This window comes from Pseudomonas antarctica (assembly GCF_900624995.1).
GTDB classification, from domain to species: Bacteria; Pseudomonadota; Gammaproteobacteria; order Pseudomonadales; family Pseudomonadaceae; genus Aquipseudomonas; species Aquipseudomonas antarctica.
This window is the reverse complement of sequence record NZ_UYXQ01000113.1, coordinates 1-12,371: the sequence shown is the minus strand read 5'-3', so window position 1 is coordinate 12,371 and position 12,371 is coordinate 1. Positions and strand designations below refer to the sequence as shown.

General features: G+C 59.1%; 11 protein-coding genes and 1 pseudogene. 4 read left to right on the top strand and 8 right to left on the bottom strand.

The window, feature by feature from the left end; translation table 11 throughout:
- Window positions 1-176 (top strand): annotated as a pseudogene (locus E0F99_RS30655) (IS110 family transposase); the annotation flags it as partial.
- A 22-nt stretch (window positions 177-198) separates the two neighbouring features.
- On the opposite strand, the gene E0F99_RS25375 reads toward E0F99_RS30655, so the two are convergent.
- Both E0F99_RS25375 and lepB read right to left on the bottom strand, forming a co-directional pair.
- Entirely contained in the window at window positions 199-657 is a 459-nt protein-coding gene (locus E0F99_RS25375) for an HIT family protein (protein WP_083360410.1), read from the bottom strand.
- Window positions 658-901: 244 nt separating this feature from the next.
- Complete coding sequence (gene lepB / locus E0F99_RS25370; RefSeq protein WP_083357938.1) at window positions 902-1,570, bottom strand: signal peptidase I; 669 nt, start codon at window positions 1,568-1,570, stop codon at window positions 902-904.
- Between the two features lie 112 nt (window positions 1,571-1,682).
- Here lepB and E0F99_RS25365 point away from each other — a divergent pair, with 112 nt between their 5' ends.
- Window positions 1,683-2,234 carry a dihydrofolate reductase family protein gene (locus tag E0F99_RS25365; RefSeq protein ID WP_130908989.1) on the top strand — a complete coding sequence of 184 codons (552 nt, stop codon included), beginning with the start codon at window positions 1,683-1,685 and terminating at the stop codon, window positions 2,232-2,234.
- A gap of 198 nt (window positions 2,235-2,432) precedes the next feature.
- On the opposite strand, the gene cysS is transcribed toward E0F99_RS25365, so the two are convergent.
- Both cysS and E0F99_RS25355 read right to left on the bottom strand, forming a co-directional pair.
- Entirely contained in the window at window positions 2,433-3,821 is a 1,389-nt protein-coding gene (cysS, locus tag E0F99_RS25360) for a cysteine--tRNA ligase (RefSeq protein WP_083357936.1), read from the bottom strand.
- 18 nt (window positions 3,822-3,839) lie between these two features.
- Window positions 3,840-5,540, bottom strand: coding sequence for a glutamine--tRNA ligase/YqeY domain fusion protein (locus tag E0F99_RS25355; protein WP_083357935.1), 1,701 nt, complete (start codon window positions 5,538-5,540; stop codon window positions 3,840-3,842).
- A 261-nt stretch (window positions 5,541-5,801) separates the two neighbouring features.
- On the opposite strand from E0F99_RS25355, the gene E0F99_RS25350 reads away from it, so the two are divergent.
- Together E0F99_RS25350 and lpxH are read left to right on the top strand one after the other, a co-directional pair.
- A complete protein-coding gene (locus E0F99_RS25350) occupies window positions 5,802-6,305 on the top strand; it encodes a peptidylprolyl isomerase (protein WP_016977438.1) in 504 nt (167 codons plus the stop codon).
- On the top strand, window positions 6,302-7,051 hold the full coding sequence (lpxH, locus tag E0F99_RS25345; RefSeq protein WP_083357934.1) for a UDP-2,3-diacylglucosamine diphosphatase: 750 nt from the start codon (window positions 6,302-6,304) through the stop codon (window positions 7,049-7,051). Before E0F99_RS25350 ends, lpxH begins: the two co-directional genes overlap by 4 nt.
- Before the next feature lie 126 nt (window positions 7,052-7,177).
- On the opposite strand, the gene E0F99_RS25340 is transcribed toward lpxH, so the two are convergent.
- From E0F99_RS25340 to E0F99_RS25325, 4 genes are read right to left on the bottom strand one after another with little or no spacing between them, the layout of a single operon-like run.
- Window positions 7,178-8,707, bottom strand: a complete 1,530-nt coding sequence (locus tag E0F99_RS25340) for a DHA2 family efflux MFS transporter permease subunit (RefSeq protein WP_083357933.1) — start codon at window positions 8,705-8,707, stop codon at window positions 7,178-7,180.
- Window positions 8,707-9,906, bottom strand: a complete 1,200-nt coding sequence (locus tag E0F99_RS25335) for an HlyD/EmrA/EmrK family protein (RefSeq protein WP_083357932.1) — start codon at window positions 9,904-9,906, stop codon at window positions 8,707-8,709. The genes E0F99_RS25340 and E0F99_RS25335 overlap by 1 nt, the downstream gene beginning before the upstream one ends.
- Before the next feature lie 15 nt (window positions 9,907-9,921).
- Window positions 9,922-11,373: an efflux transporter outer membrane subunit gene (locus tag E0F99_RS25330; RefSeq protein WP_083357931.1), complete on the bottom strand. Its 1,452-nt coding sequence runs from the start codon at window positions 11,371-11,373 to the stop codon at window positions 9,922-9,924.
- Window positions 11,370-11,843, bottom strand: a complete 474-nt coding sequence (locus tag E0F99_RS25325; protein WP_083357930.1) for a MarR family winged helix-turn-helix transcriptional regulator — start codon at window positions 11,841-11,843, stop codon at window positions 11,370-11,372. The genes E0F99_RS25330 and E0F99_RS25325 overlap by 4 nt, the downstream gene beginning before the upstream one ends.
- Window positions 11,844-12,371 lie beyond the last annotated feature (528 nt).

The window sequence follows — 12,371 nt, the reverse complement described above, 5'->3', positions numbered from 1 at the left end:
GCATCAGGTCAAAAGCTTGGAAGCCGCTGTATGAAGGTTACCTGGCCAGGGGCCTGAAAACGACTCAGGCCCTGGTCATCATCGCCCGCAAGCTGGCACGTATTGCGTTTTCACTCATGAAAAATCAAAGCGAATACCAGTCAAAAGCGGTTTTGGAGGCTTCCCCTCAACCATAGAATCTCCCACATTGATTTTGCGCTAGGCGAAGGATCGGATTCTGGCCGCCAGCTCTGCCAACTCAGCATCATCCGCCCGCACATGATCGTGGGACGAGATATAGCCCTCATACGCCTCGAAGAACTTATCCACCTTCGAGCTCAACGGCTTGAAGGTACTGTCCGAGCCCGTCCCATGCATGGGAAACAACTTCGCATGCAAATGATCCACCCCATACCCTTCCAGCATCATCCCCGTTCGGGCCACATCGGGAAACGCACGGTCGATCTGAAGCGCGGTTTTCTTCGCTGCAACGGCAAGCCCGGCCAACACCTCATCCGACTGCGCAAACGCATAGCTGCCGTAGTGCTGCTTGGGGATTACCACGCTAAAACCCGGTGTATTGGGAAAGATCGAAAGAAACGCCATATGCTGGTCGTCTTCCCACAGAATGTGCGCTGGGGAGGTCTTTTGAACAATGCTGCAGAAGATACAATCCATTTGAATCACCGCTGGTTTCATCGTGGGTTTGGTCGTGTCGACCATCTAAAGCCAGGCTGCGGAGGACGTCAAAACAAATGGCAACTTTCAGATATGTCCTACGACGTATGCGATGAGTAAAACCTACACCCCTAAAAGGTAATGGGCTAACCCAAAAGTAAGTGTCTGAATTCCGGGGCCCTCGTAACACACCCAACTGTAGGAGCCGGCTTGCCAGCTCCTATAGGGGTAATGGGGCTTGTCCTTACAGGATCGGCGCGCCAAACCTGTTCAGGCGTGGCATCCAGTGATCCAGGATCTGCGCCGATGCCAGCACATGGTGCGCGCGCCCGATCAACAGCCGACGCGGCACAACGCCGATATACCGTGAGTCATCGCTGTTATCACGGTTGTCCCCCAGCATGAAGTAACTGTCGGCCGGCACCACCACCGGGCCGAAATTGCGCATTGCCCGCACCGTCGGCATGAACTGCACCGTGCGCTGACAGTTGGCCGCCCGTTCGACCAGCTTGATTCCGGGTACCGTATGGCCGGGAACGATGGGCTCGCTGATGTCCTGCGCGTCACTGTAGGTAGCCAGCACGCCGTTGACCCACAACACCTCGTCTTTCATTTCCAGGGTGTCACCGGGTATGCCGACGATGCGCTTGATCAGGCGCATGCCGTCCTTGGGCGACGAGAACGTCACCACATCGCCACGTTGGGGGTTATCGAGCTTGGCCAGGGAAATATCGGTGAGCGGCACTTTGAGGTCATACGCCACGCGATTGACCAACACCACATCACCCTCCAGCAAGGTCGGGCGCATGGAGCCGGAGGGGATCGGATTCCAGTCGGCCAGGGACGTACGGAAAACGCCAAAGCACACCCAGAAAATGATTGCGTAACGGTAACGGATCAACCAACTTCGCATACATCCTCGCACGACAGGAAAGGGGCATCAGGACTGCGTCTAGACGCCCGGTTGTTGCACGCGAGGGTTAAATTAATATTAGCGTCCACGCGCACTAAAAGGAGTTTCCGCCATGGATATCCAATGTTCCGTTTTTATCGCAACCAGCATCGACGGCTTTATTGCCCGCCCGGACGGTGATATCGAGTGGTTGCACCGACCAGAGTACGAAACCGCCGAGTTGAACGGCGTGACCTATGAACGCTTCATCGCCACGGTCGATGCACTGGTAATGGGTCGCAAAACCCTGGAGAAAGTCTTTTCCTTCCCCGAGTGGCCCTACGAGGGCACGCCAGTCATTGCGCTCTCCCATCAGCCTCTGCAGATCCCTGCGCATCTGGAGAGCAAGGTCGAGGTCATGGCAGGAGACGTCACCTCACTCTTGGCAACGTTAGCCGAGCGCGGTATGAAGCACCTCTATATCGACGGAGGGCAGACGATCCAGGCGTTTCTTGAAGCGGGCCTGGTCAATGAGCTGATCATCACGCGTATCCCGGTTTTACTCGGGCAAGGGATCCCACTCTTCAGCCAGGTCGGTCGAGAACTTGAGCTTCGCCATATCGGCACGCATGAGTCGGACAATGGTTTTGTTCAAAGTCGGTATCAAGTGATGCAATCTTCATAGCGGCGGACAGGCCGAGACGGGACGTTGATAGAAGACTGCCAATACCAAGCCGGAAAAATTTCAGAGCCGTGTTCGGTGAGACCTCCGCTCTGACTATGCAGGTCTTGGACACGAATAGAGGTTTAATTCGAAAAACTTAGCAATATGCAAAAAAACGCCCCGAACCAGTCGGGGCGTTTTTCATTCAGCGTTTACCGATCAAGCCTGATCAGCCAAGCGCCACGTCGTCCCACCCTTCCCGTCTTCCAACACCACGCCCATCGCGGTCAGTTGGTCGCGGATACGGTCGGACTCCGCCCAGTCTTTGTTAGCCCGAGCAGCCAAGCGCGCCTGAATCAGCGCATCAACTTCAGCCGCATCCACACGCCCTTCAGCGCCGGCTTGCAGGAAGTCATCGGCTTCCATCTGCAGAACACCGAGCACGCTGGCCAGCTCTTTCAAGCGCGCAGCAAGCCCGGCCGCTGCGTCGAGATCAGTCTCACGCAAGCGGTTGATCTCACGCACCATCTCAAACAGCACTGCGCAGGCTTCCGGTGTGCCGAAGTCGTCGTTCATGACCTCGGTAAAGCGTGCCACGAACGCTTCGCCGCCGGCCGGCGCCACGGCTGGCAGGCCTTTCAACGCGTGGTAGAAACGCTCCAGGGCGCCTTTGGCGTCCTTGAGGTTGTCTTCCGAATAGTTGATGGCGCTGCGGTAGTGGCTGGACACCAGCAAATAACGCACAACCTCCGGATGGTACTTTTCCAGCACGTCGCGAATGGTGAAGAAGTTGTTCAAGGACTTGGACATCTTCTCGCCATTGATGCGGATCATGCCGCAGTGCATCCAGGCGTTGGCGTAGGTCTTGCCGGTGGCGGCTTCACTTTGGGCGATTTCGTTTTCGTGGTGCGGGAACTCGAGGTCGCTGCCGCCGCCATGAATGTCGAAGGTCTCGCCCAGGCAGCAGGTGGACATCACCGAGCATTCGATGTGCCAGCCCGGCCGGCCGGCGCCCCATGGCGACTCCCAGCTTGGCTCGCCGGGCTTGGTGCCTTTCCACAGCACGAAGTCGAGCGGGTCTTGCTTGGCTTCGTCGACTTCGATGCGTGCGCCGATGCGCAGGTCTTCGATTTTCTTGCGCGACAACTTGCCGTAGCCCATGAACTTGGCGACGCGGTAGTACACGTCGCCATTGCCTGGGGCGTAGGCGTAACCCTTGTCGATCAGGGTCTGGATCATGCTCAGCATGCCCGGAATGTGATCCGTGGCGCGCGGCTCCATGTCCGGTTTGAGGATGTTCAGACGCGCTTCATCCTCGTGCATCGCGGTGATCATGCGCTCGGTCAGCACATCGAACGGTTCGCCGTTCTCGCGCGCCCGATTGATGATCTTGTCTTCGATGTCGGTGATGTTGCGCACATAGGTCAAGTCATAGCCGCTGAAACGCAACCAGCGGGTCACCAGGTCGAAGGCAACCATGCTGCGGCCGTGGCCGATGTGGCAGTAGTCGTACACGGTCATGCCGCACACGTACATGCGCACCTTGTTGCCATCCAGCGGCTTGAAGACTTCTTTGGTCTTGCTGAGTGTGTTGTAGATCGTTAGCACAACGGCTTCCTTAGAGAATCACTGGCCCCACGAATCACGCAAGGTCACGGTACGGTTGAAGACCGGATGACCAGGTTTGGAGTCCTTGATATCCGCGCAGAAGTAACCTTCGCGCTCGAACTGGAAACGGTCTTCCGGCTGTGCGTCGCCAAGCGATGGCTCGGCACGACAACCAGTGAGTACTTGCAGGGAGTCAGGGTTGATGTTGTCGAGGAAGCTGGCGCTGTCTTCAGCCTTTTCAGGGTTCGGCGAGCGGAACAGACGATCGTACAGGCGCACTTCGCACTCGATGCTGGCAGCGGCCGGCACCCAGTGGACCACGCCTTTGACCTTGCGGCCTTCAGGGTTCTTGCCCAGGGTGTCCGGGTCGTACGAGCAGCGCAGTTCGACGATATTGCCATCGGCGTCCTTGATTGCTTCATCGGCACGGATCACGTAGCTGCCGCGCAGGCGCACTTCGCCGTTCGGCTCCAGGCGCTTGTAGCCTTTTGGCGGCTCTTCCATGAAGTCATCGCGGTCGATGTAGATTTCACGCGCAAACGGCAGCTTGCGCACGCCCAGCGCTTCGTTCTGCGGATGACGCGGCAGTTCAAGGTTGTCGACCTTGTCTTGCGGATAATTGGTGATCACAACCTTCAACGGGCGCAGCACGCACATGGCGCGTGGGGCGTTCGCGTCGAGGTCCTGGCGGATGCTGAACTCGAGCATGCCGAAATCGACCACGCCGTCGGAACGGTTGGTGCCGACCATGTCGCAGAAGTTACGGATCGACGCCGGGGTGTAGCCACGGCGGCGGAAGCCCGACAGCGTCGACATGCGTGGGTCGTCCCAGCCATGCACGTGCTTTTCATCGACCAATTGCTTGAGCTTGCGCTTGCTGGTGATGGTGTAGTTCAGGTTCAGGCGGCTGAACTCGTACTGACGCGGGTGCGCCGGTACCGGCAGGCTGTCGAGGAACCATTCGTACAGCGGGCGATGGCTTTCGAACTCCAGGGTGCAGATCGAGTGGGTGATGCCTTCGATGGCGTCCGACTGACCGTGGGTGAAGTCGTAGTTCGGGTAGATGCACCACTTGTCACCGGTCTGGTGGTGGTGAGCATGGCGGATGCGGTACATGATCGGGTCGCGCAGGTTCATGTTCGGCGAGGCCATGTCGATCTTGGCGCGCAGTACACGCGCACCGTCCGGGAACTCACCGGCGCGCATGCGGGCGAACCAGTCGAGGTTCTCTTCGACCGAACGGTCGCGGAACGGGCTGTTCTTGCCAGGCTCGGTCAGGTTGCCACGGTATTCCTTGGTTTGCTCCGGGGTCAGGTCGTCGACGTAAGCCTTGCCGGCTTTGATCAGCTCGACAGCCCAGTCGAACAACTGGTCGAAATACTTGGAGGCATAGCGCACTTCACCGGACCATTCAAAGCCCAGCCACTTGATGTCGCTTTCGATGGCGTCGATGTATTCCTGGTCTTCCTTGGCCGGGTTGGTGTCGTCGAAACGCAGGTGCGTGACGCCACCGAACTCTTGGGCCAGGCCGAAGTTCACACAGATCGACTTGGCGTGACCGATGTGCAGGTAGCCGTTAGGCTCTGGCGGGAAGCGGGTGACGATCTGCGTGTGCTTGCCCGAATCCAGGTCCGCCTGGATGATCGGGCGCAGGAAATTGACCGGGACGGCAGGTCCGGCCTTGGAATTCGAGGTAGGGTCGACAGTGGGCTTGCTCATAGGATCCTTGAACAGACAGGTTCGTGGCCGGGTGGGGCCAGATAAAACAAAGGGCTCATAATAGCCGAAGCAGTCAAGACACTGACAGGCCACGACCAAAAACTGCTGCTTTAATTACTGCTTTAATGACGAGGGCGGTAAAAAACCACCTCGAAATTCCTGCCGGTCACGCTAAACTGCGCGCCGTGGCACACATTCAGCCAAACCGGTAGCGGCGCCCTGGCGTCCAAACCCACGAATTCCCTGAAAAGAGTAGTGAACATGACTCAAGTCAAACTGACCACCAACCACGGTGACATCGTCATCGAGCTGAACGCCGAGAAAGCGCCGATTACCGTCGCCAACTTCATCGAATACGTGAATGCTGGCCACTACGAAAACACCGTTTTCCACCGTGTCATCGGCAACTTCATGGTCCAGGGCGGCGGTTTCGAGCCTGGCATGAAAGAAAAGAAAGACAAGCGTCCAAGCATTCAGAACGAAGCGGACAACGGCCTTTCCAACGACAAGTACACCGTCGCCATGGCCCGTACCATGGAGCCGCATTCGGCCTCCGCACAGTTCTTCATCAACGTGGCCGACAACGCCTTCCTCAACCACAGCGGCAAGAACGTGCAGGGTTGGGGCTATGCCGTGTTCGGTAAAGTCACCGAAGGCCAGGACGTCGTTGACAAGATCAAAGGCGTGCAGACCACCGGTAAAGCCGGTCACCAGGACGTTCCGGTAGAAGACGTTATCGTCGAGAAAGCCGAGATCGTTGGGTGATATTGCTGATTTCAGATTTGCATCTGATCGATACGCGCCCGGATATAACCCGGGCGTTTCTGAATTTGCTCCACGGCCGCGCCCGTGGCGCCCAGGCGTTGTACATTCTGGGGGACTTTTTTGAAGCCTGGATTGGCGACGATGGTATGACACCGTTCCAGCGTTCGATTTGCGCGGCACTGCGTGAACTGAGCGACAGCGGCACCCCCATTTTCATCATGCACGGCAACCGCGACTTCCTGATCGGTAAGGCCTTCTGCAAAGCTGCAGGTGCCACCTTGCTCAAGGACCCGAGTGTCGTGCAGTTTTATGGCGAGCCTGTGCTGTTGATGCACGGCGACAGCCTCTGCACCCGCGACGTCGGCTATATGAAACTGCGACGCATCCTGCGTAACCCGATTGTGCTGTTTATCCTGCGGCATTTGCCCTTGCGCACCCGCCACAGGCTGGCGCGTAAGCTGCGCAGTGAAAGCAGCGCGCAGGTACGCATGAAAGCCAACGACATTGTGGATGTGACGCCCGAGGAAGTGCCGCGGGTGATGCAACAGTTTGGCGTGCGCACAGTGGTCCACGGCCATACGCACCGCCCCGCCATTCATAAGCTGCAGATTGGTGACCAGGCGGCCAAGCGCATCGTGCTGGGGGATTGGGACAAACAAGGCTGGGCGTTGCAGGTAGATGAGCAAGGGTTTCAGTTGGCGGCGTTTGACTTCGTCAACCCGCAGCTGGCGTTGCCCGGCGCATAACTCAAGCACAACCCCAATCAAATGTGGGAGCTGGCTTGCCTGCGATGCAGACAACTCGGTACATCAGATACGCCGAGGTGATGCTATCGCAGGCAAGCCAGCTCCCACATTGATTGAGTACACCCGTTAGTGGCCGGAAGCCTCCGGCCCGGCCTTCGCCGCAAACGGCGGCTTGGCCAGCCACACAATCACGATCAAGCCCATGAACATCCACCCCAGCAACGTGAAGTAATCCACGGTGGACATCATGTACGCCTGGCTGGTGAGGACCTGGTCCAACTGCGCATAGGCCTTGTGCCCTGCCCCACCGAGCGCCTGCAAAGCATCGCGGGTCGCCGAGTCATAGGTGGTCATGTTCTCGCTCATGTACGCATGGTGCTGGTCCGCGCGGCGAATCCAGATCCAGGTGGTCAACGACGCCGCAAAACTGCCGCCCAAGGTCCGCAGGAAGGTCGCAAGGCCCGCGCCATCGGCAATTTGTGCCGGCGGCAAATCGGACATCAAGATGCTCAAGGTCGGCATGAAGAACAGTGCCACGCCGATGCCCATGAACAACTGCACCAAGGCGATGTGGGTGAAATCCACCTCATTGGTGAAGCCGGCGCGCATGAAACAGCTCAAGCCAATCGCCAGGAACGCCAGGCCCGCCAGCAAGCGCAGGTCGAACTTGTGCGCGTATTTGCCCACAAACGGCGACATCAGCACCGGCAGAATGCCGATCGGCGCCACCGCCAGACCGGCCCAGGTAGCGGTGTAGCCCATCTGGGTTTGCAACCATTGCGGCAGGATCAGGTTGATACCGAAGAACCCGGCATACCCCAGCACCAACACAATGGTGCCGATGCGGAAGTTGCGGTAGGCAAACAAGCGCAGGTTGACCACCGGGTGCTTGTCGGTCAGCTCCCAAATGATGAACACCGCCAAGGCGACGGCCGAGATCACTGCACCCATGATGATGAAGTTGGATTCAAACCAATCCAGGTCGTTGCCCTTGTCGAGGATGATCTGCAAGGCGCCGACACCGACGATCAGACTCAACAGCCCGACGTAATCCATCGGCTGGTAGCTGGTGACCACCGGGCGTTTCTTCAACTGCGAACGCACCACCATCACCGCAAAGATGCCGATGGGCACGTTGATAAAGAAGATCCACGGCCAGCTGTAGCTGTCGGTGATCCAGCCGCCGAGGATCGGGCCGGCAATCGGTGCCACCACCGTGACCATCGCCAGTAACGCCAGGGCCATGCCGCGCCTGGCTGGCGGGTAGACCGCGATCAGCAACGTCTGGGTCATCGGGTACAACGGCCCGGCGACCAAGCCTTGCAACACCCGAAAGCCGATCAGCTCGGGCATCGACGTGGAAATACCGCAGAGGAACGACGCCAGCACAAACAGAATGGTCGCCCACAAAAACAGCTTCACCTCGCCAAAGCGCCGGCTCAGCCAGCCGGTGAGTGGAAGGGCAATGGCGTTGCTCACCGCAAACGAGGTGATCACCCAGGTGCCCTGCTCCGAACTCACCCCAAGGTTGCCGGAAATAGTCGGCAACGCCACGTTGGCGATGGTGGTGTCGAGCACCTGCATAAAGGTCGCCAGCGACAGGCCAATAGTGGCCATCAACAGGCTGGGTGGCGTGAACGAGGCGTTATTGCTCATCAGCGTTGCACAGCCTTAGGTGCGGCGAGGCTGTTGTCATGGATCAACTGGGTGATCATGGCATCGGCTTCGGCCAGTTGGCTGTCATACACGTTGGTGGTGAACGAGGCCTTTTGCGGCGCCTGTTGCGCCAGCACCGGGCCGCTCTTGTCGTGCAGGTCCACACTGACGACGGTGCTCAAGCCCACGCGCAGCGGGTGCTTGGCCAGTTCGTCGGCGTTGATATGGATACGCACAGGCACCCGTTGCACAATCTTGATCCAGTTACCGGTGGCGTTTTGCGCCGGCAGCAAGGCAAACGCGCTGCCGGTACCGGCGCCCAGGCTGTCGACGGTGCCGCTGAACTTCACGTCACTGCCGTAGATGTCCGACTCGATGTCTACCGGCTGACCAATACGCATATCGCGCAGTTGGGTTTCCTTGAAGTTGGCGTCGATCCACAGCTGGTCCAGCGGGATCACCGCCATCAACGCGGTGCCCGGCTGCACGCGCTGGCCCAGTTGCACGGTGCGCTTGGCCACGTAACCGGTAACGGGTGCGATCAGGGTGCTGCGCGCATTGGCCAGGTAAGCCTGGCGTAGCTGTGCGGCGGCGGCCTGCACATCCGGATGGGAGCTGATCACCGTATCATCCACCAGGGCATTGGTGGTTTTCAGTTGCTGCTCAAGGTTGGTCAGCGCGTTCTTGGCGGCGGTTAGGCTGTCGCGGGCGTGGGACAGTTCTTCCTGGGAGATCGCCCCGCCCTGGGCCAAGGTTTTACGTCGGTTAAAGTTGTCCTGGGCCGTTTGCACATCGGCCTTCTGTGCATTGACCTGGGCTTTCATGCCATCGACGTTGCTGTACAAGCCGCGCACCTGACGCACGGTGCGCGCCAGGTTGGCCTGGGCACTTTGCAGGCCGACCGCGGCGTCATTCGGGTCGAAGTTGATCAGCACCTGGCCTTCGTGCACTAAATCGCCATCGTCGGCGCCGATGCTGACCACGGTACCGGTGACCAGCGGGGTGATTTCCACCACGTTGCCGTTCACGTAGGCATCGTCGGTGCTTTCGTTGAAGCGCCCGTAAAGCTCATACCAGGCCCACACGCCGACGACGCCGAGAATGACGATCAGCGCCAGGCCGATCAGCATCACTTTGCGTTTGCGCGGGTTGTTGTCTTTGGGTTGTTCGTTTGCTTGGGTGTTTTCGGCAGTGGCCATGACAATTACCTCAAATTATTCCGTGCGAGTAGCTGGGGTGGTTACGACCACGTGATCGGCGTTGAACCCGCCACCCAGGGCTTGCATCAATTGAATCGACAGATCGATCTGCGCCGCATTCAGGGTCGCCAGCTGACGCTGGGCTTGCAGCAATTGCTGTTCGATGCTGAGCACATCCAGGTAATTGCCGATGCCTGAGCTATAGCGCTGAACCCCGGTGTCGTAAGACTGCTGAGCAATGTCCGCGGCGTGCTGCTGGGCCTGGATCTGCCGACCGGTATCGCGCAACTGCGAGAGCGTATTGCCGATATCACCCAAGGCTTGCACCAGGGTTTTGTTGTACTGGGCCACAGCCAGGTCGTAATCGGCGTCGCGGGCATCGAGGTCGGCGCGTAAGCGGCCACCGTCGAAGATCGGCAACGAGATCGTCGGCGCAATGCTGAAGAAGCGGCTGGCCGAGCCAAACATCGCGTCGCCCAACAACGATTCGGCCCCGGCGCTCGCGCTCAGGTTGAGGTTGGGGTAAAAGCGGGTTTTGCTCGCGGCGACGTTCTTGCTCGCCGCCTCGACGCGCCAGCGCGCGGCGATCAGGTCCGGACGACGGCCCAGCAACTCAGCCGGCAGTACTGAAGGCACGGCGACGGCGCTGGGTTTCAACACGTTCGGGCGGTTCAGCTCATTGCCACGGTCGGGGCCTTTGCCGAGCAATACCGCAAGGGCGATCTTGGCGCTTTGCAGCTGTTTTTCCGCATCGATCAGTTGCGACTCAGAGCTGGCTTCCAGGCTCTCGGTCTGCTGGTACTGGTAATGGCTGTCGATGCCGGAACTCAGGCGACGCTTGCTCAACTCGAGCATCTGGCGGGTACGCTTGAGGTCGTCGGTGGCCAGGTCCCGCACGATATGGGCCTGGCCCAAGTCGCTGTAGGCCTTGGCCACGTTGGCGGCCAGGGTCAGGCGCGCGGCTTGCTGATCGACTTCGGCGGCACGCGCCTGACCTAAGGCCGCTTCCCAGGCGGCGCGTTGGCCGCCCCAGAGGTCGAAGTTGTAGTTGAAGCTGGCGCCGATGTTACGCACGGTGGCGTAGGCATCGCCTTGCCCCCGCGGGTCCTGGTCTTTAGCCAAGCGCGAGCGGCTCACACCGGCGCTGGCATCCACAGTCGGCATGCGCGCAGCGTCGGCGGCATAGGCAGCCGCTTGCGCCTGGTGGGCACGGGCGCTGGCGACTTGCATGTCGGGGCTGTTTTGCAGGGCTTCGTGAATCAAGCCGTCGAGCTGTGCGTCGCCGAGGCTTTTCCACCAATCCGCAGCGGGCCAGGCGGCGTTGGACAACGTCACGCCACTGAGGGATTTACCGGCTTGCAGCGTGTTAGCGTCGAGGCGTTGGCCTTGGGTGTCGAGGCCGCTGAAGTTGGCACAACCGGCAATACTCATCGCCACCAGCACCAGGCTTAGTGCGCGTGTATTCATTGATTACCTACCCGCTGGATGACGATGGCGTCACCGGCAGCTACCAGAATTTTCGTGAGGATTTTTTCCAGGGTGTGCAACTCGCCGGGCTTCAGGGCGCGGGCCAGTTCGTTCATCGACTGCGCACCGATGTGCGGCAGCATGTCTGCCAAGCGTTGGCCGTCTTCGGTGAGTACCAACTGCACTTGGCGCCGATCCTGCTCGGAACGCTTGCGCGCCAGCAGGCCCTTTTGCTCCAGGCGGTCGAGCATGCGGGTCATGGAGCCGCTGTCCAGCGACAGGTTGCGGCACAGCTCAGCCGGCGTGTCGACGTCAAACTGGGCAATGATGATCAACACTTTGAACTGCGCGGCTGTTACGCCGTGGGGTTCCATGTGGGTGTCGATAATACGGTCTTTGAGCAGCGCCGCCCGGCCCAGCAACAGGCCGAGGTGGCAGTTGCGAAAGCTGTCAGGGGTGAAGTGGGTCATCGAAAGTCACCTTATTACTGCCTAGGCAGTGAATGTATGACAAGATGTTACTGCTTAGGCAGCGAATGTCAAATGGAATTATTAGCTTGCTTGCTAATTTGGTGGCAGGTGGGCTGTAGTCCAAACAAATGTGAGAGCTGGCTTGTCTGCGATGACGGTGTGTCAGTCAATAAATCATCGACTGATGTACGGCCATCGCAGCATAGGTATCTACACATCTTTTTATGGGTTGAATGCTTTGGTTGTCGCGGGGGCGCTGGGTACATATCCGTTATTTGGGTCATGGCCTCTATTGGTTCCGCTCTTACAGCGGGTCACTTTTGAAAGAGCGCAAAAGTAACCAAAACGCTCTTGCCCCACCACTCGGCACCTCGCCTAGGCTCGGTGTGCCCTCACGCAGGCTTTGGACCGTGGGCCGCCGCCATGGGCCATCCTTGGCCCATCGCGGCTAAACCGGCGTCCTGCCGGTTTACCCACGCTCCAAAGCCTGCGTTCGGCCAGCGTGGTTTAACGGGGCGCCTAAGATCA

Excerpts from the sequence above, each read along its gene's own strand:
- E0F99_RS25375 (WP_083360410.1), bottom strand. The coding sequence starts at position 657 with ATGGATTGTATCTTCTGCAGCATTGTTCAAAAGACCTCCCCAGCGCAC.
- lepB (WP_083357938.1), bottom strand. The coding sequence starts at position 1,570 with ATGCGAAGTTGGTTGATCCGTTACCGTTACGCAATCATTTTCTGGGTG.
- E0F99_RS25365 (WP_130908989.1), top strand. The coding sequence starts at position 1,683 with ATGGATATCCAATGTTCCGTTTTTATCGCAACCAGCATCGACGGCTTT.
- E0F99_RS25355 (WP_083357935.1), bottom strand. The coding sequence starts at position 5,540 with ATGAGCAAGCCCACTGTCGACCCTACCTCGAATTCCAAGGCCGGACCT.
- E0F99_RS25350 (WP_016977438.1), top strand. The coding sequence starts at position 5,802 with ATGACTCAAGTCAAACTGACCACCAACCACGGTGACATCGTCATCGAG.
- E0F99_RS25340 (WP_083357933.1), bottom strand. The coding sequence starts at position 8,707 with ATGAGCAATAACGCCTCGTTCACGCCACCCAGCCTGTTGATGGCCACT.
- E0F99_RS25335 (WP_083357932.1), bottom strand. The coding sequence starts at position 9,906 with ATGGCCACTGCCGAAAACACCCAAGCAAACGAACAACCCAAAGACAAC.
- E0F99_RS25330 (WP_083357931.1), bottom strand. The coding sequence starts at position 11,373 with ATGAATACACGCGCACTAAGCCTGGTGCTGGTGGCGATGAGTATTGCC.
- E0F99_RS25325 (WP_083357930.1), bottom strand. The coding sequence starts at position 11,843 with ATGACCCACTTCACCCCTGACAGCTTTCGCAACTGCCACCTCGGCCTG.